The 23,136-nt window shown below is 39.0% G+C and carries 22 protein-coding genes and 1 riboswitch; of the genes, 7 read left to right on the top strand and 15 right to left on the bottom strand.

What is annotated here, in order from left to right; all coding sequences use genetic code 11:
- Positions 1–46 precede the first annotated feature (46 nt).
- A complete protein-coding gene (locus OQY15_RS09880) occupies positions 47–460 on the bottom strand; it encodes an EamA family transporter (protein ID WP_124910973.1) in 414 nt (137 codons plus the stop codon).
- A gap of 4 nt (positions 461–464) precedes the next feature.
- Entirely contained in the window at positions 465–1,019 is a 555-nt protein-coding gene (locus OQY15_RS09875) for a hypothetical protein (protein WP_124910972.1), read from the bottom strand.
- 42 nt (positions 1,020–1,061) lie between these two features.
- Positions 1,062–1,130: riboswitch (Fluoride riboswitch) on the bottom strand.
- A 227-nt stretch (positions 1,131–1,357) separates the two neighbouring features.
- Between OQY15_RS09875 and OQY15_RS22415 the strand changes: the two genes are divergently transcribed.
- Positions 1,358–1,696, top strand: a complete 339-nt coding sequence (locus tag OQY15_RS22415) for a four-helix bundle copper-binding protein (RefSeq protein WP_008245450.1) — start codon at positions 1,358–1,360, stop codon at positions 1,694–1,696.
- Positions 1,697–2,060: 364 nt separating this feature from the next.
- On the opposite strand, the gene arsB is transcribed toward OQY15_RS22415, so the two are convergent.
- The 8 genes from arsB to OQY15_RS09830 form a co-directional block, all read right to left on the bottom strand.
- On the bottom strand, positions 2,061–3,146 hold the full coding sequence (arsB, locus tag OQY15_RS09865) for an ACR3 family arsenite efflux transporter (RefSeq protein WP_124910971.1): 1,086 nt from the start codon (positions 3,144–3,146) through the stop codon (positions 2,061–2,063).
- On the bottom strand, positions 3,146–3,571 hold the full coding sequence (locus OQY15_RS09860; RefSeq protein ID WP_124910970.1) for an arsenate reductase ArsC: 426 nt from the start codon (positions 3,569–3,571) through the stop codon (positions 3,146–3,148). The genes arsB and OQY15_RS09860 overlap by 1 nt, the downstream gene beginning before the upstream one ends.
- Before the next feature lie 6 nt (positions 3,572–3,577).
- A complete protein-coding gene (locus OQY15_RS09855) occupies positions 3,578–4,063 on the bottom strand; it encodes a GNAT family N-acetyltransferase (RefSeq protein ID WP_124910969.1) in 486 nt (161 codons plus the stop codon).
- 10 nt (positions 4,064–4,073) lie between these two features.
- Positions 4,074–4,544: a DUF6428 family protein gene (locus OQY15_RS09850; RefSeq protein ID WP_124910968.1), complete on the bottom strand. Its 471-nt coding sequence runs from the start codon at positions 4,542–4,544 to the stop codon at positions 4,074–4,076.
- Positions 4,545–4,595: 51 nt separating this feature from the next.
- Positions 4,596–4,925, bottom strand: a complete 330-nt coding sequence (locus OQY15_RS09845) for a metalloregulator ArsR/SmtB family transcription factor (RefSeq protein ID WP_124910967.1) — start codon at positions 4,923–4,925, stop codon at positions 4,596–4,598.
- Between the two features lie 258 nt (positions 4,926–5,183).
- On the bottom strand, positions 5,184–6,356 hold the full coding sequence (locus tag OQY15_RS09840) for a serine hydrolase domain-containing protein (RefSeq protein ID WP_124910965.1): 1,173 nt from the start codon (positions 6,354–6,356) through the stop codon (positions 5,184–5,186).
- Positions 6,357–6,574: 218 nt separating this feature from the next.
- Complete coding sequence (locus OQY15_RS09835) at positions 6,575–7,273, bottom strand: AbiV family abortive infection protein (RefSeq protein WP_124910964.1); 699 nt, start codon at positions 7,271–7,273, stop codon at positions 6,575–6,577.
- A 27-nt stretch (positions 7,274–7,300) separates the two neighbouring features.
- A complete protein-coding gene (locus tag OQY15_RS09830) occupies positions 7,301–7,903 on the bottom strand; it encodes a recombinase family protein (protein WP_124914957.1) in 603 nt (200 codons plus the stop codon).
- Between the two features lie 425 nt (positions 7,904–8,328).
- On the opposite strand from OQY15_RS09830, the gene OQY15_RS09825 reads away from it, so the two are divergent.
- The 5 genes from OQY15_RS09825 to OQY15_RS09805 all read left to right on the top strand — a co-directional run bounded on the left by OQY15_RS09825 (position 8,329) and on the right by OQY15_RS09805 (position 13,885).
- A complete protein-coding gene (locus tag OQY15_RS09825; protein WP_265790851.1) occupies positions 8,329–8,841 on the top strand; it encodes a hypothetical protein in 513 nt (170 codons plus the stop codon).
- Position 8,842: 1 nt separating this feature from the next.
- The gene (locus OQY15_RS09820; protein WP_265790849.1) at positions 8,843–9,052 is read left to right on the top strand and encodes a helix-turn-helix transcriptional regulator; all 210 of its coding nucleotides are present in this window, start codon (positions 8,843–8,845) and stop codon (positions 9,050–9,052) included.
- Between the two features lie 80 nt (positions 9,053–9,132).
- The gene (locus OQY15_RS09815) at positions 9,133–10,008 is read left to right on the top strand and encodes an ABC transporter ATP-binding protein (RefSeq protein WP_265790847.1); all 876 of its coding nucleotides are present in this window, start codon (positions 9,133–9,135) and stop codon (positions 10,006–10,008) included.
- Between the two features lie 3 nt (positions 10,009–10,011).
- Entirely contained in the window at positions 10,012–13,197 is a 3,186-nt protein-coding gene (locus OQY15_RS09810; protein ID WP_265790845.1) for a M1 family aminopeptidase, read from the top strand.
- A 124-nt stretch (positions 13,198–13,321) separates the two neighbouring features.
- On the top strand, positions 13,322–13,885 hold the full coding sequence (locus OQY15_RS09805) for a PAS domain S-box protein (protein WP_265790843.1): 564 nt from the start codon (positions 13,322–13,324) through the stop codon (positions 13,883–13,885).
- Between the two features lie 142 nt (positions 13,886–14,027).
- On the opposite strand, the gene OQY15_RS09800 is transcribed toward OQY15_RS09805, so the two are convergent.
- The 3 genes from OQY15_RS09800 to OQY15_RS09790 are packed head-to-tail and all read right to left on the bottom strand — an operon-like array spanning position 14,028 to position 16,215.
- Positions 14,028–14,801 carry an AraC family transcriptional regulator gene (locus OQY15_RS09800; RefSeq protein ID WP_265790840.1) on the bottom strand — a complete coding sequence of 258 codons (774 nt, stop codon included), beginning with the start codon at positions 14,799–14,801 and terminating at the stop codon, positions 14,028–14,030.
- A gap of 7 nt (positions 14,802–14,808) precedes the next feature.
- On the bottom strand, positions 14,809–15,168 hold the full coding sequence (locus tag OQY15_RS09795; RefSeq protein WP_265790838.1) for a hypothetical protein: 360 nt from the start codon (positions 15,166–15,168) through the stop codon (positions 14,809–14,811).
- Between the two features lie 12 nt (positions 15,169–15,180).
- Positions 15,181–16,215, bottom strand: a complete 1,035-nt coding sequence (locus OQY15_RS09790) for an aldehyde reductase (protein ID WP_265790836.1) — start codon at positions 16,213–16,215, stop codon at positions 15,181–15,183.
- 1,767 nt (positions 16,216–17,982) lie between these two features.
- Between OQY15_RS09790 and OQY15_RS09785 the strand changes: the two genes are divergently transcribed.
- Positions 17,983–18,303, top strand: a complete 321-nt coding sequence (locus OQY15_RS09785; RefSeq protein ID WP_265790834.1) for a hypothetical protein — start codon at positions 17,983–17,985, stop codon at positions 18,301–18,303.
- Positions 18,304–20,196: 1,893 nt separating this feature from the next.
- Here OQY15_RS09785 and OQY15_RS09780 read toward each other — a convergent pair.
- Entirely contained in the window at positions 20,197–21,675 is a 1,479-nt protein-coding gene (locus OQY15_RS09780) for a redoxin domain-containing protein (RefSeq protein ID WP_265790832.1), read from the bottom strand.
- 80 nt (positions 21,676–21,755) lie between these two features.
- Complete coding sequence (locus OQY15_RS09775; protein ID WP_265790830.1) at positions 21,756–23,132, bottom strand: RagB/SusD family nutrient uptake outer membrane protein; 1,377 nt, start codon at positions 23,130–23,132, stop codon at positions 21,756–21,758.
- Positions 23,133–23,136: the final 4 nt, after the last annotated feature.

Genomic DNA, 23,136 nt, shown 5'->3' with positions numbered 1-23,136 from the left:
TATATTGATTTTTAGTATTTCGGTTGCTTACAAATAATTGAGTTTCTCAAAAGATCAAAACCAGTGTTCCCCCAATGATCAGCAGGGCACCAAAGAATACTTTCAGGGTAAGAGCTTCTTTCAGGAACACCATTGCAAGTATAATAGTTAGGGCAACACTCAACTTATCAAAAGGGGCGACCTGGGACACTTTCCCGATCTGCAAAGCCTTGTAGTAGAATATCCAGGACAAGCCGGTGGCAAGGCCAGATAAAAAAAGAAATAGCAGGTTATGCTTTGACAGTTCCGTAATTCCTTTAAGTTCGCCTCTGGCCATTACGATCCCCCAGGCTACAATCAGTATTACCACCGTTCGTATGGCAGTAGCCAAATCAGAATTGACATTGGTTACGCCGACTTTTGCAAAGATGGCCGTAAGGGAAGCAAAGAAAGCTGATAATAGCGCGTAGATCCACCACATAGTTTTATGTTAATTTTCCGTTATTGAATAATTCCAAAGTAAATGAGTACAAGAACCGTTGCTCCGGCAATGATCCGGTAAATGCCGAACCAGCGGAAAGAATGCTTTTGAAGATAGGTGATGAAAGAGCGGATGGCCATCCATACATCCCACCCGCACCTGCTTTACTTAAATGAATGATCGTAGTTAGATTCGGTTCATGGGAAGGGCGTAGACGCTTAACGGTGTTTTTAATCAGTCCTGAAGCAATCTGATCTGCACTAGCAACTAGTAGCGCAATGGTAATAAGAACCTGCCAAATTTTTTTGCAGAAATTCTGGAAGAGGCAATAAATAATGAAGGCATAAAAAGGAAGCCAAAAACGCTTATCACTGGCCCAGTACATGATCGTATCCCAGAATGCATTATGGTGCTGATTTATCCACAAGAACCATTCAGTTTCAACCGGCAGGACCATTGCTAACACTGATCTCACTTTGGCAGACAGACAAAGTAAGACAAGCGCAATTAAGATAGCTGCCAGCAATAAGAGTTGAGAATTTATTTTTAATTTTTTCACCTACAATACTTTGACCGGCAGATTTTATTACCTGCTGGAATTTCTATTGTAGGCGCCATCAGCTTTTGAAAAAAGCGGTTGAATCGGAAGGACACCATTTCCGTATTGCAAATATAATACTAATAAAATGATGTGCAAAATCTTAAAGTAGGTGTTGAGAATTTAATTTATCACTATTCCTCCTTATTTGAATACGAGAACCAGTTTCTTATTCTTCTACCGTTTAAACAAGCATCATATCACGGGATTAAAGCTTTTCTTAAACAAAATGAAACCGCCTGGAAATAACCATGTTATCTATATAGGAATTTTTTTTATAACCCTAAAAAATTAAAGTTATGGGATACCATGAATGGAAAAACTGTATTGATGCATGCTTAAAGTGTGCTTCAATTTGCAATCATTGTGCAAGTTCATGCACTCAGGAAGAAGACGTGAAAATGATGGCGCGGTGTATTGAGCTTGATATGCAATGTGCAGCCATCTGCTACTCTGCCGCTCAATTGATGAGTATGGGTAGCTCTTTTGCTCAAGACATTTGCCGTATTTGCGCAGATATTTGCCAGCAATGCGGAGATGAGTGTAGTAATCATCATACCCAGCATTGTCAGGAATGTGCAGATGCTTGTAAGGCTTGTGCGGAAGAATGCAGAAGAATGACAGGAGTAGCTGCTTAAGATGCCAATCACCGTGAGCATTAATTGATTAAGGGCAGCATTCTAGTTGCCCTTTCATTTTTATAAATAGGCAAATTTATTCCATTCATTTTATTTTCATTATTCCCTGATTATTTAATAAGTTTTCAGGAGGCGTGGCTTAAGAATGGATTATACTTAGCAGAGTTGCCTACGATTATACTGCTGTACTCCGCTTTTTTCCTATATAATCATAAACTCATTTCATTAATCAAACTCAATTTTTAGTTTTTGATAATGAGTAAATGATAAAATATAATGACAAATTAAAGTTCGTTTTTTGAGACACCTCGCTATTTATATGGGGTAATTTAAGCCCTTCATTCATGAAAAAGTATAATATTCATTATTTTCTTGAATTTACAGGATTAGAAAGATAATATTTTTTCCTGATGTAAAAAGCAAGGTTCACCAGGGCGATCAGTGCAGGGACTTCTACTAAAGGTCCGATCACTCCGGCAAATGCCTGACCTGAATTGATCCCAAATACGCCAATGGCTACTGCAATAGCGAGTTCAAAATTGTTCCCGGTTGCCGTAAATGCGATAGAAGCGCTCTTGGAGTAATCTGCCCCAAAATAACGTCCTGCAAAAAAGCTCATGACAAACATGATGGAAAAATAAATGACCAGTGGAATGGCAATTCTAACCACATCCATCGGGATGTGTACGATTAACTCTCCTTTTAAACTGAACATGATCACAATCGTGAAAAGTAAAGCAATAAGGGTAATGGGCGAAATCATAGGTACGAAGACATTATTAAACCATTCTTTTCCCTTAAGACTGATCAGCGCATATCTTGAAATGATTCCAAGCGCAAAAGGTAACCCTAGATAAACCGCCACACTTTTTGCAATTTCGCCAATGGTAATATTGACTTCCAGGCCTTTCAATCCAAAATAAGGCGGCAATACCGTAATAAAAATATAGGCAAATACACTGTATAACAAGACCTGGAAAATACTGTTTAAGGCAATTAGTCCCGCTGCATATTCCCTGTTTCCTTCGGCAAGTTCATTCCAGACCACCACCATGGCAATACATCTGGCAAGTCCAATCAGGATCAGTCCCACCATATATTCCGGATAGTCTTTTAAGAATATGATGGCCAAAAAAAACATTAGTAAAGGCCCGACTACCCAGTTTAGTATTAGCGAAACGCTCAATACTTTGGTGTCTTTGAATACTTCTCCCATTTTTTCATAACTCACCTTTGCAAGCGGAGGGTACATCATCAGGATCAGTCCAATAGCTAAAGGGATATTTGTAGTGCCACTGGAAAACGAATTAATAAACCCGGAAGATGAAGGAACGAAATAACCTATGCTCACTCCCAGCGCCATAGCAATGAATATCCATAAGGTTAAATACCTGTCAAGGAAACCAAGTTTCTTTCTTTCGGACACAGGGGCACAATTATTTGCACTCATTAAATCTTTTGGTTTATATGTTCGCTGATAAAGTCAGCCGAGTAAACTTTGATCAGGTCTCTGACCCTTCTGAATTCGTCCATGATTTCTTCATCCGTTCCTGTTGCTTTTGCAGGATCCGGAAAGTTCTGGTGAAAGCGTTCTACCTTGCCTGGGAAATAAGGACAGGCTTCGTTTGCATTGTCACATACGGTGATCACTGCATCAAAATGAATAGACAAGTATTCATCTACGTGGTTAGAAGTGTGGGATGAAATGTCAATGTGGTCTTCTGCCATGACCTGAACCGCTTTAGGGTTCACACCATGAGTCTCAATCCCGGCACTATAGATATTGGCTTTACCTTCTGCATAATGATGCAGGTAACCTTCAGCAAGCTGGCTTCTGCAGCTATTTCCTGTACACAGGACTAATATATTTTTCAATTTACTTTAAATTATGGTTTGACTTCTTCTTTCTAATAGGACGGTATCCCGCCAAATGCCATGTTGTTTTCCAATCTTTTCCCTAATACCAAGGATCCTGAAACCAGCTTTCTCATGGATTTTTAAGCTTGATGCATTTTCCGGAAAAATTCCAGCCTGCAAAGTCCAGATGCCTTCCTGTTCACTTGTTTTGACTAGCTTATTAAGCAGACTAGATCCAATACCTTTTCCACTAAATGCCGGATCAACGTAAACGCTGACTTCTGCAACCCCGGCATAAACGCATCTGGAAGAAACAGGGGTTAATGCTGCCCATCCACGCACAATACCATTGAGATCATGGACAAACCGACAAGTTTTTAAATGTGAATCGTCCCATTCCTCAAAGGTTGGGGCAGTGGTTTGAAAAGTGGCATTGCCAGTCGCAATTCCCTTTTCATAAATAGATTTCACCTGGTCCCAATCTGAAGTAACTAAAATTCTAATCCCCATGTGCTTTTATTTAGCAGCAGCCACCACCTGGAGTACAAGTATTTGCATCACCTGCCAGGTTTACCATTTCCAGTTTTTCTTTTTTTGCCGGAATGCCGCATTTGTCCATGGCAAGGCAAGCAGTCGTTTTTGAGATTAAAACAAAGTTATCCCCATCAAAGGCTAGGTCATATTTACCAATGGTTTCAGATTGGTATTCTACTTCTATATCAAGATCTTCCATACCGATAACCTGCTCAGACAAAGAAATGATGTTCAATAATTTTCCTGCTTTCAAACGGTGCTCAAAGTCATTGGCATCCCAAAGCTGGAAATTTGCTACTTTCTCATGGCGCACGGTACCTCCACAGTCAATAAAATCTTTTGTGATCACACCAACTTCAGTAACATGAAAATGCTCAGGCACAGCCTGACCGTTCTCTAGTTTAAAATTAACACTTTCTCTTTTAGCCAGGATTTCTTTAATTTCTGATAGTTTCATAACGATATATTTAATATTGCAATTTAACGATTGATTTAATCTTTAAAAAAACTAACAGCAGTCAGCTTCTTGTTTGTAAGCGCCTAAAAAAGCGCCCATTCGGGTCTCTATTAATTTCCAGGTTACCGGATCAATACAGTAACAAACACTTACCCCTTCAATGGTACCCTGAATAATTCCAGCAGTTTTTAATTCTTTCAAATGTTGGGATATAGTAGCCTGGGCTAGACCCAGTTCTTCTACCAGGTCGCCACAAATGCATGTATTCGAAGCAAGGATCCTCTGCAAAATTGCGATACGGGCTGGGTGGGCCAGCGCTTTTAATAACGTTGCCAATTCATTCTGTTCAGTGCTGAATATTTCTGTTCTTGTAAGTCCCATAACTATGTATTGCAATATTACGATATATAATCTTATAGTGCAAACTATTTCTAATTATACCTTATGAGTTATTTTATTATTCTCTAGTTGGTAATCATTGATACTTAATGTTCGTTTTTTGAGAAAAATTTGAAAACTCCTAGAAGGTTGATTTTCTACCCTTCCAATATTAGATGTATATATTAATACAAAATAGGTAGGCATCCTACAAAGTGCATACAACGAGATAGAACCTTGTTATCGGTAGTTTTAGTTGCGTCAGTGAATCTTTGTCGGTTGTGCTTTTATCTTATTAGCCCAGCACTCATAAATAGGATACCAAACATGGTCACCGTTAGAGCCATTGCTAAGCAATATTAATCCACTTTTTGTCGGTAAATGCAAAAACATTGCAGCGCTCCAGCCTTCGTTCTCACCGGTGTGTCCAATCGTTCGAAAATTGTCATAATTTAAAAACCGGTATCCAAGACCACTTTCTCCTTCATTAGATGATGGGAGAATAGGTTGTTCCATTAATTGTATTGTCTCTGGTCTCAAAACATTGTGTAATTGCCTGGAATTAGTTGTAATAGATAATTCGGCGAAGTGGGCTAAGTCTACCACCGTTGTTTGTAATCCTGCTGCTGCCTGTTCTGTAAATATTCTATTTTTTATCGGATTACCCGAAGTGTCGTAAGCGGTTGCAGAATTTTTCATCATTTCTGCTGTCCATTCATAACTTGTATGATTTAATCCTAAAGGTTTGAAAACATTTCTTTTCATGTAGCCTGCAAATTTTTCTTTTGTCTTTTCTTCAAGAAGTAACTGCGCAAGAGTATAACCTCCTCCAGAATAGTCCCATTTTGTTCCTGGCTCGTTTATAAGTCGTACACTTTCCCGGTTTCTTTTTGTTTTACCATCAAGAGATTCCTCTAAACTTAACAATTGTGTTCCCTGTTCAATGCCTCCATAGCCATGTACAGAAAGTCCTGCTGTATGACTTAATATTCTTCGTAGTGTTACCTTTGATACATCATATGAAGATTTGGGTAATTTCCAACGGGTTAAAGATTGATCAACAGGGTCATCTAATTTTAAAAGCCCTTTTTCTGTCAACTGGATAAATCCCCACGCAGATATTACTTTGGATATTGAACCAATGTTAAAGATTGTCTGAGCAGTTACAGGTTTTTTATTTGCCACATCAGCATATCCAATACACTGTATCCATGCAACTTTTCCGTTTTGGATAACAGCCACTGCCATCCCAGGAACATTGTTCTTTTTGGTGAGGTCTAAACCAAGTCTTTGGATTTCGTAATAGAGTGAGTCTGATTTTTCGTGTACACCATTTTTTTTAATGGTCTCTTTCGTTGTCGAGCAAGAAAAGAGAATTATAATAAACGCTACAAATAAGAATTTGAATTTATTAATGCTCATTTGCGCTTCCATTTATTTTGTAATACTTTATGGTGTCAGTAAATATACTGTTTTAAGTGAAGATAGGATCTCAGAATTACCGCTGACGTATGGCAAGCAAACTGATAACGTTTCCGGGCTTTGAGATGCATGAACAAAGTTAAATATTATAACTTTTAATAAGTTCATTACCCAATATTATTGACTGGCGAAACGGAAAATATGATCGTTTTCTAAGATCAATTAGTTAATCAAAGCTCCATGTTAGGTTTGCTAGGATTAAAGAGATTCCATATCTCATCCAATGCACGATTGTAGTCATCATCCAAATTTTTTAATTTGTCTAGAATTTCTGGAACGTCTTGTTGGTAGACATTTTCCACTAGAACAGTGTAGGCATAATCTGAAATTGCATTTTTAAACTGATCTGGTTCCTCAGAATTCAGCCAATCTTTTATTTTAAGGGCTGGATTTAATAATCCAAATAATGAAAAAACACGACTGATTGCCTCTTCATCACTAATGTGTTCCCCAGGAATATGAATTTTTCTTGAGCTTTTGTCAATATCGACATAGAATGCCATTTCCTTTTCAACCGAGAATTTCCCCCTTGGTATAATTTCAGTTAAGAGCGGATCTGTAAGATTGTTAAGTTCTATTCGAATTGTGCAAAAAAATTCATACAAAAATCCTCTTGATGCCTTTAGATCATGTGAACGCCACTCTTTCCAGAATAATTTCCAATTAGAAATTTTGTGAGCTATTGAATATGCAGCTAATAAAGAATATGATTTTCCAAGTTCCTCTAAAGCAAGCTCAGCGATGCCAAGACTCACATACTTTTTACCCTCATACGAGGTGGCCATGTGCATAGAGGCTTTGAACAACTCAAAACAATTATCTATTGTCGCATTGTATAGAGCCAGAACTTCCCTTTTTTCCAGATTCATTTATTGAAATAACAATTATCACAGTTATTACCTTTTCTCCATTTTTTTTATTTCTTCATTGGTGTGGGTATCAAGAATCTTTGCATATCTATAGAAGGTTGCTCTTGTTAATTGAAGCCCTTTATAAATTTGCTCTGGTGTTTTATCCATATCCTTATAAACCGAACGCATAACCAACAATTTGGAAATCGTATCTTTGGTAAAACCTTTCGGCCTGCCTCCCGTACGGCCTCTTGCCCTCGCGGATTCTAAACCAGCTTTTGTTCTTTCTCTAATTAATTCCCTTTCATATTCAGCTAATGAAGCCATGATATTTAAAAAAAGTCGACCATTAATTGTTGAAGTATCAACTCCATCGGTTAAACCTTTGATAATAATTCCTTCTTCACTTAATCTTAAAACTAAATCAATTATATGTTTTAAGCTTCTTCCCAAACGGTCCAATTTCCAAACAACCAATTCATCACCTTTTCGAAACTGGCTAATCATTTTATCAAGTTCCGGGCGAACTTTTGTTGCTCCAGAAATTGTTTCTCTGAAAATGATTTCACACCCCGCTTTTTCGAGTGCTTCAATTTGCAAATTTAAATTTTGTTCTTTAGTAGAAACTCTAGCGTATCCGATCTTCATTGTTGTATCACTAAAACCTTTCTTTGTAAATTTAATAAACTTTGTTTTGTGATACAAGTTTTTGGGAAGCTGGGGTTTTAGAATAATGATTCAATCCTACACAGATTTGAAAATCTCATAAAACCACCGTTTATTTAAACAACCTTTTGCCAACTTACTGCGATCTGAAATAGGCATCGGTTTTCCTTTTCGCCTTTCAAAACGCAAACAAAGCAACCCAGGAACGACCAAGTTATAACCTTGCCTTCCTTTGTTGATAGAAAATTTCGCCTTCTATATGTTATTCCAGAACAGCAAACAGGGGCTATCACAGACTGACTAGATAAATTTGTATTGTTTTTCAATTCCCAACACCAAAAAAAATAATTTAATTAGTTTCTGTAAAACAATAATTAATTGTAGTTTTGCAGTATCAATTCAATTATATGAAGACTGTTAGAATAATTTCAACAATTCTGGAAATAACCACCAGAATCTTAGCAGCAGGTTATTTCTTCTCGTTCCTGCTTTCGGTAACTGCGTTTTCAACCGGCTGGTCATTAAATCTGATTAATGATAATCGCCGCTTTGAAATCTGCTATCCTTTCACCCAGACACCTTATCTTTTGGGTGAGTACAATGATGGCTATATCCTGATATTCGTTTTGCTGCTTGGCCTCTATTCTTTATTTTTCTTCCTGGTCGGCAATGTGTTCGCAGTGTTTAGTAAACCCAAGCTATTTACGGCTTATGGTGTACGTCAGCTCAGGCTTTTTTATCTGGGCAATCTAGTGCTGCCTTTAGCATCTGCCATCCTCGTCTCCATTTTTTATGACATGGAATCGCCGGCCGAAATCCTTATTACCCTACATATAATTCTCGGCGTGTTCTCTTATTTTATGGCCGCTATTTTTAAGGAAGGGTACCAGCTGCAAACCGAAAACGATCTGATCCTTTGATATGGCTATTATAGTAAATGTAGACGTGATGCTTGCCAAACGAAAGATGCAGAGCAAAGAACTGGCAGAAATCCTCGATATGACGCCAGCCAACTTTTCCATCCTAAAAACTGGAAAAGCAAAAGGGATCAGGTTTGATACGCTCCAAGCAATCTGCAAAGCACTGGATTGCCAGCCCGGGGATATTCTGGAGTATGTAGCTGACAAGTAAATATTATAAATAACGATACATAAGTTAAACCCTTCAAAACGAAGGGAAGGCCACCCTTTTGTCCAAAATTTCTCGATGATATGAATACATTATCAATTAAAAACCTGAATAAAACTTATCAAAATGGCATAAAAGCCTTTGATGATTTATCTCTAGAAATACATAACGGTATGTTTGGCCTACTCGGTCCTAATGGTGCCGGTAAATCATCATTGATGAAAACATTAGCAGGGCTACAACTTCCTGATAATGGCGAAATATACTTCAACGGTCTTGACATTGTGGACGACCCGCAGATAGTGAAAAAACAATTAGGCTTTTTGCCACAGGATTTTGGGGTGTATCCAAAAGTCTCCGCTTATGATTTGCTCAATCACATTGCCGTATTAAAGGGCTTAAACCATGCGCCATCCAGGAAGGAACAGGTGATGGCACTATTAGAACAGACCAACCTTTATGCGCAACGTCAAAAAGAAGTCCATACTTTTTCAGGAGGCATGCGTCAGCGATTTGGCGTAGCTCAGGCCTTGCTCGGTAATCCGCAGCTCATCATTGTAGATGAGCCAACCGCAGGTTTAGATCCTGAGGAAAGAAATCGCTTCAACAATTTACTTAGCGAGATCGGCGAAGAAAAGATCATTATCTTGTCCACTCACCTGGTTGAAGATGTCAAAAATCTGTGCCACAACATGGCTATCATGAACAAAGGAAAGATCATTGCCAGCGGACAACCAGCTGATTTTATTACTACTCTCGCGGGTAAGCTATGGCAGAAAACCATAGCCAAAAAAGATAAGCCATTTTATGAAAAGCAATTCCGCGTGATCTCCGCCCAGCTTAATCTAGGGAAGCTCACTATCCATGTTTACGCAGATGGCGATCCCGGAAGTGGATTCGAACCGCTTGCACCCGCTTTGGAGGATGTTTACTTCCACTTGCTTACCTCAAACAACTAACTCATGATCGCTTTATTGAAATTTGAACTGGGCGCTTATCTAAAGAAGCCTGGGATTTATATTGTCTTTGCTTTGCTGATAGCGCTTGGCTTTTTTATCGGTTTGAAACTGTCTTTTAGCCCAGGAACCGAGATTTATCGAAACGCGCCATATACAATCGCTAATATGGTGGGCTTGCTAAGCCTGACCGGGATTTTTATCACGACTATTTTAGCTGCTCAGATTCACTTTAAAGAGCATGATGCTGGATTTGGGCTAATCCTGTACGCTACGCCTGTCTCCAAAAGACAATATTTAAGTAGCAGGTTTTGTGCACTTTCCGGCCTTAGCTTCATTTGTTTTATCCTACTCGTGGCCGGTTACCTCACTGGTCATTTAGCTGACAGCGACAAACTGGCTTATCGTGAGTTCAATCTCTGGTTTTACCTGCAGCCCACCCTGTTGCTGGCACTTCCCAATATCTTTCTTTGCTCGGTATTGGTCAGTACAGTAGCATGGTTTAGCAGGAACAAATTGATAGTTTATATAACCGGCTTGTTCATCTACATAGCTTATCTGGTCGTACTAACCTATTCCGGTTCACCTTTGATGGCGGGTGGTTTGCCACAGTCAGCGCAGGCGCTCGAGCTGGCAGCAAAAGCTGACCCATTTGGTCTGTCTGCTTTTTATCAGCAAACAAATCTTTGGACCGCCGGGCAAAAGAATACATTACTGATAGAACTGACAGGAGATATTTTGTTAAACCGGTTGGTCTATCTGACTGCTGCTGCTGCACTATTGTTAACAGTTTATTTCAGATTCAAGTTGTACGTTGATAACAATGATAACACTCGATCCAAAAAAGCAGTGCCTGAACAGGATGAAGGCAGTGGAGCCTTTGCATATCAACCACTTTCTGAACTAAAGCAAGGCTTGAGCTATCAAACAGACGCGATCCGAAGTTTAGTTAGATTGGATACCAAAGTGGTATTTAAAAGCATCCCTTTTGTTTTGATTGCAGTAGGCCTGGTTTTTTATATGTGCATGGAATTCTATGGCAGCATTGATCAGGGTATCCGTTTGCCGGAGCAGTATGCCAGTAGCGCCTTGATGGTCAACCGTATCATCTATAATCTTCCGGGCTTGCTGCAGGTGGTGACTTTATTTTATGCGCATGACCTTTACTGGCGAAGTGCGGGTTCACGTTTTGAACTGATCGAGAATAGTACACCTGTAACCAAAAGCACCTTGTTGGCAGCTAAACTAATCACACTGTTAGTTGTCATTATACTGCTGACTTCGATTATAATTTTCACGGGTATCATTTTTCAGGCCATCTATCGGTATACTATGTTTGACTGGACGGTGTATGCTGCACTTTACTGGACCATCGATCTGCCATTAGGGATTTGTGCCGGCTTAATGCTCCTTATACAACAGTGGGTACACCGTAAATGGGCAGGTTTGCTCATTACCTGCATAGTGATCCTTCTGCTCACTTCTTCAATTGGTAAAGCCGCAGGCATTTTACATCCGCTTTTACGTTTTCCAGGGGCCTATATAGCAAAATATAGCGAAATGAATGGTTGGGATGACTATCTGCGAAGCTTTTCCTGGCGAATGTTGTATGGGGCAAGTCTAATTACAACTTTATGGATGATGACCACTACAAAGAAAAAAAACTTTTCGAGCCATAGCTGGAGTCCAGGCCTGCCGCTAACTATCTGTATTCTGACCGGAATTTACATTTATAGGCAAACGCCTCCATTAGAAACTGAACAAGATCTGCACAACCAGCAAACCTATGAACAGCGCTACCGCAAATACAATGAGCTTCTACAACCTGTAGTAACTGCAGTGAATACTAATGTCGATCTCTTCCCGGAAAGTAATGCTTATCAGGTCAGCGGCCGTTATATCTTGAAAAACAAAGGTAACAAGCCTATCGATTCGCTGTTAATCAACATTGACGAGGATGTAGTAATGGAAACAGCCACCTACCAATATGGCACATATAAGCAACCCGTTAGCAATAAAACCGGCTTGTTGAGGTTACTACAACCGCTTATTCCTGGTGACTCTGCCTTATTCCTTTTTAATTTTTCTTATCACTGGAGCGGATTCAGCGGGCACCAATCGTTTAATGCGATCGTTGACAATGGTTCCTTCATTCGGATCAGTAATTATTTCCCTCGATTTGGGTATCAGATGGAAAGGGAGATTAACTCAGCTGCTGAACGGCGCAAGCGGCATTTAGGCAAACAAACGCCATTAGTGAAATTACAAGCGCCGCGTGGCAGGAACGATTTTATCGACCTGCAAATGGCAGTGTCGGTTCCTTCAGGGCAAAGGGTGATTGGCGTAGGTGAACTGATACACGAATGGAAGGTTCAAGGCCGGGATCACTTTCTCTACCGGTCCGACAGGCCAATTCCATTCCGCTTCGGGCTATCTGCAGCACGCTATCAAAAGAGGGTGGTTACCTATAAAGGCATAGCAATAGAGGTGTATTATCATAGCAGACACTTTGAGAATGTGAATAAACTGATCCAAAATGCTTGTACGACCATGGATTACTGCCAGTCAAACTTTGGCCCTTATCCTTTTAAAAGCATCCGTTTTGCAGAAGTATCTTCCTTTACAGACGGGTTCGCCGGCACAGCATATCCCGCAACAATTTTTATGACCGAGCATTTGCTTTTTCATAATAACTTACAAGGAGACAAGGGACAGGATGTGATCAATGAACTTGCCGCCCATGAAGTATCACACCAATGGTGGGGCACTGCCCGACTTGCGCCAGACGAACGCGAAGGTTCAAAGATACTCACTGAAACTCTGGCTATGTACACCGAACTCATGCTGGCTAAGCATTTAGAAGGGGCTACTGCAGTAAAGGAAAAATTGACTGTTCACAAAGCGATTTACTTAAGTGAACGTGGCTTTGCCAAAGAAGCTCCGCTCTTGAAGGCAAATTCCGGTAACACGCATTTGTATTATTCAAAAGGACTATTGGTAATGGCTAAGCTGGAACAATTGACCGGTGAGAAAAATGTCAACAAAGCCCTCAGAAACCTTTTGAGGAAACACGCCTATCCTTTACCGCCACCAGTTGCCAGCGATTTATTAATTGAACTATATCAAGTCAGTGATCCAAGATTACATACCCAAATCGAAGATCTGTTTTTGAAAATTAAAAGTTTTAAATAGTACGGAGGCTTTTGATGGAAACATATGTGTCTCAACGACATATTAATTATGCCAGAATTATTGAAAGATAATATAAGTTCAGTTTAAATTTTACTTATTATATAGTATATGTATAATTGTATTGATGAATGGAATGCAACATTTTGAGGCAATTAAAAGTCTAATTGGTAATTCAAGTACCTATTATCTTATAGCAGTCGGTATGGATTCAAATTATACTTATCTGAATAAGCATTATTTAGAAAGGTTCAATCCCATTCATGGCGATCTTGTTGGTAAAAATTATGCTATAACCATCCATCAAGATGACCACCATACATGCCGTGTTGTTGCTGAAAAAGCTTTTATGCATAAGGAATCCGTTTTCCCGGCTACGTTGCGTAAACATGATGGTAAAGGTGGTTTTATTATCACCCGATGGGAATATAAGGCTATGTTTGATAATAGCGAGGTGCCTTTAGGTATGTTTTGTATTGGTCATGATATTACCGAACTTGTGCAAATAAGCGGTGAACTGCATGATATAAAGAATACTCAGTCTCACTCGATTCGTAGATATGTTGCAAATTTATTAGGCCTTAGCAAAATAATCCAAGAGTCTACAGAACTTGGTGATGTTCAAGATGCTGCAAAAATGATTCTCCAAAGTGCGACAGATTTGGATAACGTTATAAAAGACTCTGAATGATAAAAATATTTGATGTATCAAATCATCAATGATATACTTATGGAACTAGGGTTTAATTATGAACAAAATGGCCAGTTTTAACACGTTTATATATAAAAGATTTATTTAAATTCTTTGATTAAACATCAAACTGCACTGCGGCCTACCGTAAATCTGACTGTCTGGATGGAGGATACCCAAACTTATTTTTGTACGCTACTGAAAAATGGGACAAGCTTTCAAAACCCAGATCGAGGTAAAAGTCTTTAGGCTTTCTACCTAAGTGGTTAATCAAATAATGTGCTTCTTCCAACCTTTTGATAACAAGCCAATGGCTAGGCGTATCATTAAAGATCGTCTTAAAATCTCTCTTGAACGCCGATAGACTTCTGCCGGTTAAGGTAGCAAATCTTTCGTTGCTTACATTAAAAGCATAGTGTTTGTTCATAAAGGCTTCCAGATCTATTTTTCCCGGTTTTCTGAAATCAAACAGCACATCCGTCAAATCCGGATTTACTTTCAAAAGAATAAGAAGCAGTTCTTCGTATTTCACAGTTTCAAATTCTTTTTCCAGTTCCATAATTCCTTTATGGTAAGGCTTTATGGATGTAATGAAACTATTGATGAGCTTATTTTTTTGAAGTATTATAAAACTGTCCCTGATACGGATACCTTTGGTCTGTATGTTGTGCTTTAATTTAAATTCTCTCAAGAAATCTTCTTCGAAGCAGAACACAATGGGTTCAAAAGTGTCTCTGTTTACCGACAATTCATATTTTGCCAACCTGTTCTTTTGGGCAATGACAGCATCTCCCCTTTTAAAAAGGGATCTTTTATTCCCATCGTAAGTCTGGATTGTTCCTTTTGCAACGAACAAAAATATAGTATCCGGAATAAACTGTTCTTTCAACACACTGACTTGTCTGTCTGCACTCATTACAGTATTATAAGGATAGATTTTTTAAAGGATGGCCTAAATATATGAGGGTCAATGGCATCATTATAAATGGAATTTCAATCAATGCAAATTTATAATTTCCAGCTTTAAGCGCCAAAGCCATCATCACGACCAGGAGTATAGCCCTGAGCGTATTGCCCAGGAAAAATGTCTTGGGAAAAAGGATGAACAATGTAGAAAAAATAGAAACTACACCAAAGGCAATCCTCATTGGGCCGGTAATCTCTAACGTGTGCATCATTTCAAAATACTGTGCACTTGGTTTTTGAAATACCCGTGCGCCGTGGCTTAAGCCAAAATAGACGGTGAGGACTAAAAGTATTCCGCTGATTATTTTTGCTGTCATTTCGGTCGATTTTTAAAGTAATTCATATTTTTTCAGTGTGTCTACCGCGGCCAGTATAGTTTCCTCCTGAGTGGCAACAGGCTTCCAGTTCAGGATGGTCTTTACGTTTCGGGTACTCAGATTGCGGTTCATTTTGGCCAACAATATACCCTCTTTGGCCTGATGATTAAACAAGGAAGCTATGCTGAGCACGAAGTTGGGCATTCTTTTGGACGAAACTTTTTGCGACAGTTCGGGTCTTTTCCATTTTAAAAGCTCAGCAATTTCGGGCAACGAGATCTGGCCATCGGCCGAAGCGATAAAACGCTTTCCGTTGGCTTCCGGTATCTCCATCGCCTTGATATGGAGGCAAGCTACATCCCTTACATCCACAATGTTCAGGGGAATGTTAGGAATTACTTTTATCTTTCCGTTTAATAAATTTTGCAGCAGATGAAAACTACCTGAAACGTGTGCATCCAGTGATGGACCTAAGATAGCCACCGGATTGATGGTCGCAAATTCCAGGTTACCACCGTCTTTTCTAATGAACTCCCAGGCAGCTTTTTCCGCGATGGTTTTGGATCGTTCATACACTGAAACTGCTTTGTTCGTGGTGTCTGTCCAGTCTGCTTCAGTAGTTTCACGGGACGTGTCAGTTTGCGTAAAGCCCACGGCGCCAAAATTGGAGGTCATCACCACTCTTTTTACGCAGGCTTTTTTAGCATATTTTAGGATGCGTAAGATCCCTTCCGTGGCAGGTCGAAAAGCTTCTTCTTCATCTTTGGGTTTGTCAAAAAATACAGGCGATGCAACACTAATTACATAGTTGCAGCCCTGCATCGCTTCTTCCCAATTATTGTCCATTGTGAGTTCGGCCGCTATAAACGTAAGCTTTTCGAAGGATCGAATGTTGTTTTTGCGGAGGGTCTCTATGACCTGATCTGCACTTTTGAGATCTCTTACCGTAGCTTTCACGGTATAGCCATTTTCTAATAGCTGCAATATGATTTGCATTCCAAGAAATCCGGTTGCCCCGGTTACGAGGACGGTTGCTTTATCTTCCATTTGCTTACTGTCTATATTTATACTGCAAATATCGGGATGGCTACGAACCTACTGGTTGTCTGAAAAGTTCAAAACACTTTATTGAGCGGTTCATTTTAACCATGATACCAATTTTTCTGAATATGCTTTTTTCAACAAGATTGATCCAACTTTAAAGGGATATTTTCGCTTTTTTGGTCGATGGTGTGGAAAGCAGTCATTTCCGAGATAAAAAAGTGGGATAGTAATTGTCCCACGCGAAATGTCGCGACCTGTTTGATTAAATGAAGAAGATACAGAAATTTCTCTGTTACTTACCCTTCAGTTGCATAACCGGCATTGTTAAGCAGCAAGTCAATTTCCTGAAAGCGGATCTCCCTTTAACCATAGCCCTAATCGATTTGACCGGCGACAGCATTATAGCAACGCTTTTCGAATTTTTTATTGGCTGGCGTAACCAATTGTTTAATGAGCGAACAGAGTTAGCCTAGTATCTCGAAGCAATTACTTTCATTGAAGTGCCAGAATGAATATCACTGCAGATTCTCCATAGTGTGCATGTACGCAAAGCGGCCTGAGCAGATCGATGTCCATGATCTTCCCTAATTGTTTCAGTAGCCAAATCGTATATACCTGATCTTGTCCTCGACCCGTGGAAAATTCTCGATATCTTTTTGGAATCCATTATTTTTCACCGGCACACGGCAGGCAATGGTCATGCGTTCTTCGTGCATGTGATGGGCAGGGCCATAGAGAATCAGGGGGAAAAAAGCCCCTCATTATGTGAGGGGCAAACCAAATACATAATCGGCCACTGTTAAGGCCTATTACTCATCTACAACCGCATCCACGGATGTCCTAAACACTATTTATGTATTTGGCTATATTGTGTATCAAAAGATCAAAATTATTTTATTAAAACTTAATCAATTAGATACGTGCAAGTTTTTACATGGTGTTTATGATGATAACTGATACCATAACCTTTTGTTTTACTTTTTAATATAAAAGTTAAACTAAATATTTTTATATTTACCATAGGTCTAGAGAGCCAGTTTGTAATTGGGGATGGATCGAAAAATCCATTCCTTTTTGTAAAAAAGCCCTGCATTCATGCAGGGCTTACCAAATACATAATCATGTGAACTGCTACGAACTACATTGACTAACACCGAATCCACGGAGATCTTTGAAATCATCTATTTTTTAAACTTATTTATTCGTTGTCTCCGTATCTTTAGGCGATGATTAATTAATATTGGAATTAATTCATCAGCAGTAATTTTGGTGATTGATAGTGCAATCAGCAATCCATTAATTGTTGTGTTCATGTTTTTAGCGAGAAACTCCATATTACCACCATTATATGGTAAGATTCCGTTATGATTTAATGACGCAAAGTTTAATTTCATAGCTACAGGTTTTATATAGTCTAACCTGACGCTAATCCGATTGTTTCAACTATTTAAATATAACTTAAACTAAGCTATGATTTTATAAAAATAACATTATATTTACACTTAGGGTGTAGACAGCCCGTTCCATTTCGGGGGTGGCTCGGTGCGATCCATCCCTTTTTAAGTAACGCTGAAATTGTATTGGTTTGCCTTGACTTTAATGCTAATTCAATTGTTATAAAGCCAGTGCTCAAAATTATTATAAAAAGCTGTTTTTATTTAATAAGATAGCATTTCAACAGATTTTAACAACATCAAGGCTATTGTAGTTATATTTTTATTTGTTATATTCACTGAAAGATATTACCTAATAAAAAATCCGTCTACAAAATTGATACACCCTATTGAACAATTTACTATTGACTTTGTAATAAAACTCAAGCAAAAACATAATTTAAGGTCAATAGATATCGCAAATATTATTAATACTTCAGGTTCCTTTATCGGGAATGTTGAAAGTCCTACAAACCCGGCAAAATATAATCTGAAACATATTAATTCTTTAGCAGCTTATTTTAAAATATCTCCTCAATGTTTTTTGCCCGATGCGGCATTTAGAGATAAGGCAGAGGCTAATGTTCATACTATAACAAGTTTAGTTCAAGCTCTGTTAACGCATAGTACAGGATCTGGAGCTGATGGACAGATTTAACATCGTTTAATAGCGTATAACATCTATCGATATTAAGAGCAGTCATCCCATTTTGAGAAGATAAATGCATAATGGAGTTATTTATAAGATACCATTTATAAATCCTAAGCGCATCAACCGAAAGTTTGTTATCTTAGTAGGATTTGCTGAGGAATGACTGTTAACTTTTTATATTGGTTCAGTTGACGATAAATGCGGCACGCCTACTTGCTGAGTAACAATCCTATTCCCGCTGATACTAATCACAATATGCATTTTAAAGTTACCGGCACCTCCGGTAAGGTTAGATACCTATTCTTAAATCTGTTACTCTTACGATCTGTATTTATAAGTCGAAAATTATATTCGATTTTTCAAGAATCAATTTCCCATAACTTTGAATAAGCGTTAGTCGCACCACGTTAAATACCGTGAAAAATTTCAATAAAACACCGCCTCCAATTCGGCCATAGTGCGCGCTTTCGAAATTGATTGATAGTTTACTATTATTCCGGCAAAAAATTAAAGTTTCTATAATTACTATGGCTCAGTAAAGGACCAATTTGATAGGCATGAATAGGACTTCTTCCTAAATGAAAATATTTGTGCCTATATGAAGGAACTAATTTATCTTAAAAATCTCATTAAATTCATTTATACATTCCAATCTTATTTCCGCTAGGAGATCTTCCTTAACATACAATTCGATATTATGAGTATGATCATAGTAATAGCGGAAATAATTATAAATCTTATCCGGATAGTCTCCTGTTGTCATATTTATACGATTCTTGAACCAATAATCATTTTTCTGCTGTATAATTTCCATCTTTTGTTCAAACAATTCCCTCCTCCTAAAAAAAGCGTGAGTCAGCTATTATTGCTAGGTGTTGATTCATAATATTGTGTATCTATCTACTCAATACCATAAATCTTATTAAATGTTTTACTTATCAGAGCTCATTCGCCAAAAAATTAATTGTTATAAGTTGGTAAAGAGGAAAAGCCAAACTTTGGACTTTTGCTTAAAGTCAACAGTGAAAATTCTTGCCCTTACTTTTTTATGCCACTTTACTATTTTTAATGGCAAAATATCATAGAATATAATAATCATTAAGCATGAAAAATTGCTTCATTTTACAGGTGCCACAATGATTTAAAGGGATTTCTAATTAAAGAGGACGCTATTGACTGAAAGAAATAGCAAATATGCATAAGGATTATAAATATGCGCCGCGAAGGAATAGCAAGGCTAGTGCTAAGGATAACTCCATATCTATATAAAGCCTAGCATTTCTTCGCTCAATTTGCTATTGACTATTCAAATTTCGATCATCATAATGGAATTGTAGAGCAGAGCGACCTGTCCCTTGATCAGATGTGATAGAATTGTAGGAAAAGATATGATACTATAGACCAAGATGCTGCAGTAATATTTAATAAACACACTAACTTTTAAGTCACAATACTGTTTTTTAATTGTTACAATTCAGATTATGATGTAACATAGCAAAACTATTATATAAATCTAAAATAATGATGATTTTCATCGTTTAAATTTATATTGTACATTTGCTAAAACAAATAGTAAAACATTGGATAAAAATTTTCTAAACTCCACGATCATCTGTGAAGAGAATTTGTTAATCGCATTATCTCAAGCTTAAACTTTGACAGGCGCTCAGTTTTCTGCCTCCCATACACTACCTGAATAAAAGTGGCAAGATTAGCAAAACCGTTAAGATGCTAATAAGTGCGGGACGCTTACGAATTTACAATGTCCTTCAACAAAATAGGTTTACAATCTTTAGGTTTTGTCAACCTTAAAATTGTAAACCTATTCCAAAATTAGACGATCAACCCCATTATCAAAGCCAATCCCGGGAAGGACAGCTACCCTAAAAAAGTTAAAATTTAACCTTTTCTGGCCATATCAATCATCATAGAAATCTCCTCAACCGCGATATCATTTCCTCCTTCAAAACCCATGAGGTTAAAGCGAATATTCCCTTTTGGATCGATCACAAACTTTGACGGAATTCCTTTAACCTTATAGTCACCCACCACTTTATTCGCTTTAGTTTCAGGATCTTTAGTATCCATCAGCACATCAAATTTGTAATTCATGGATTTAATAAATTCAGATGCATCTTTTGTAGGAGTTGCCGACCTTTCCCAGGTATGGATAAACAGAAACTTGACATTGGGATCTGCTTTATACTTGTTCACTGCCATTTGCATGGCCGGGAAGGAAGCTTTGCAGGGACCACACCAGGTTGCCCAGAAATCCAGGATCACCACCTTCCCTTTCAGGCTGCTCAAAGTCACGGTGTTGCCGTCAATATCTTTTAGGACAAAGTCAGTAGCAGGCGCATTCAACATCTCTTTTTTAAGCTTCTGCTGGATATTGGCAAGAATACCTTTTCTGATCTCTGCGGCATATTGGTCAAATCCCTTTTCAGTTCCTTTAACCTTAACATATAGCTTCTTGAAGGCTTGGCTCATCTCATCATTTGCTTTGCCGGATTTTACTGCTTCTTCCAGCTTGGCATAGGCTTCTTGATTTCTGTTAAGTGCCATCAAAATCTTTGCATATTGGTAATTAGACGTTGGTGATGCTGTTTGCGGGTTCTTCATCACCATCTCTGCATATGTCAAGGCTTCCTTATAGCGCTTCATTTCAAAAAGCAGATTAGCATAAGTCATTGTCAGGCCTGGGTATCCCGAAGCAGCAAATTTGGAAGAGTTTTCGTCGGGAAGTTTTTCATCATAGTAAGTCTTGGCACTTTCCATCGCTTTTTTTAGATAGATCTCTGCATTGGTCAGGTCGCCAATAGCTTTAAACGCACCGCCCAAACCAGAGTAGGCATTTCCCATCCAGAAATCTACACGTAATTTGTTGATAAACTCAATTGCTTTTGACGTGTTCTTCTTTTTGGCATATTCCTGCGCAATACTGCTAACCATATAATCATTAATCAGCACATCCTCGCCATTTCCCTGCGGATTAAATTTCTGTATCCAGCCTCTGTAATCTGTATCCTTCTCCTCTACTGTTTTCAGCTTAAAGATCTCCTGTGCCGCTTCGTTACGCGCCCTCATACCTAGCGGGAATTTCTTGATCTGCACTGCTGAAAGAGAATCACTTGACCTCATATTTTCGCCGCGTGCGTAAAACACCACGGCCATGTCCACATCTTTTTCACTTTCGGAAGCAGACAAAACCTGAAGCTTCTGGTTGAATAAAGCTTTGTCGGTAGGTTCCTTTGACATCAATAATTTATTTAGATACGCTCTCGTGGTATCAGCAGGTTTGCTTTGCGATTTTACAACCGGTGCAAGGGTAAATACTGCCGCTGCAGACAGTATGATCGCTTTGTTTATTTGTTTCATACAATAAAATAGATAAGTTAGTTGAGTTCAAATATTATCGGGCTACTTTGTGTATATCCGGGTTATGGTTAAAATGGTTCCTAGTAACCTGGGTTCTGTGTTAAATTGGTATTTGCAATAATTTGTGACTGTGGTATCGGGAACAAGAGTGAAGTTGTTTTAAAGGCTGGTTTTAAACCCGTAAGGACCTGTACTGCGCGATCTGTGCGTTTCAGGTCAAACCAGCGATGGCCCCATTCGCCAAACAGCTCTACTTTACGCTCTTGTTCTACTGCTACTAACACTTCCGGTTGTGTTAATGTAGTACTGAGGGTTGGCAGTCCCGCTCTTGTTCTTACTGTATTCAAGTCCGCTCTTGCACCGGCAAGATTGTTCAGCTGTGCCCTGGCCTCCGCACGGATCAGGTATACCTCTGCCAGTCGCAGGACGACATTATACTCGTTGCCGCTTCCTGCACTCACTTTATACTTCGTGATGCCGTAGTAAGTTTTGCCGCCAATATTTTTCACTATCGTCCAGTTACTCCGTCGCAAGTCGGCAGGGCTCTCAAAGCTTCTGTAAATGACATCCCCAAGCGTGTAAGTCGGAATCACATTCACCGGCGTAAGGTATGACGCCCCCTGAATACTTATACCAAGGTTTGTCGCAATCTGCCATAAAATCTCATTACTTGAATTTACAAAAGCCAGTTCAGGTGCCGGCAGTGAATAGGTACCACTGGAAATTACCTGTGTAGCCTGTACATCAGCATTGGTATAGTCTTTTAAATAAAGATAAACTCTGGCAAGTAATGCCGTTGCAGTATATTTATTGATGCGCCCCCTTAAAGTCCCCGCATAGGCCACAGGCAGTAATGCCTGCGCTTCAGTAAGATCCTTCACTATCTGTGCATAAACCTCTGCTACCGTTGAGCGGGGCAAAAGCGCTTTATTAAACGCATCCTGGCCATCCGCCAGTACTAGAGGGACACCGCCAAAGATATTTACCAGCTGAAAGTAACAGAAAGCACGGAAGGTCTTAGCCTCACCCAGCAGTTGCGATTTCACCGCAGGCGTCAACGTATTGGAAGCTTCCAGCCCCGTAATACAATTGTTGGCATTCTTAATTGCTGAATAGCTAAGGCTCCAGTTAGACAAGGTGTATCCATTGGTATTTAAAATCGCGTTGTTCGCGAGCTCCTGTATAGAGGGATCTGATGCAGCATTGTACTGTAAATCATCACTTGATACACCCGTATAAAAATGATGATTTGCCAGGTATCCATTGCCGGACGTATTAACAAATGTATACATTCCCAGCGTTGCGCTTGTTGCGGAAGCATCGGTTTTAAAAGCGTCCTCCAAAACCACCTGCGTCGGTGGTGCCCCCAGTTCCACAAATTTTTTGCAGGAGCTAAAAGTTGCTGTCATCAGCATCATAGATACCTTTACATAGCTATGTCTTATCAATTTCTTCATTTTC

This window comes from Pedobacter sp. MC2016-15 (assembly GCF_026239695.1).
Lineage (GTDB): Bacteria > Bacteroidota > Bacteroidia > Sphingobacteriales > Sphingobacteriaceae > Pedobacter.
This window is presented reverse-complemented; position numbering and strand designations above follow the sequence as displayed.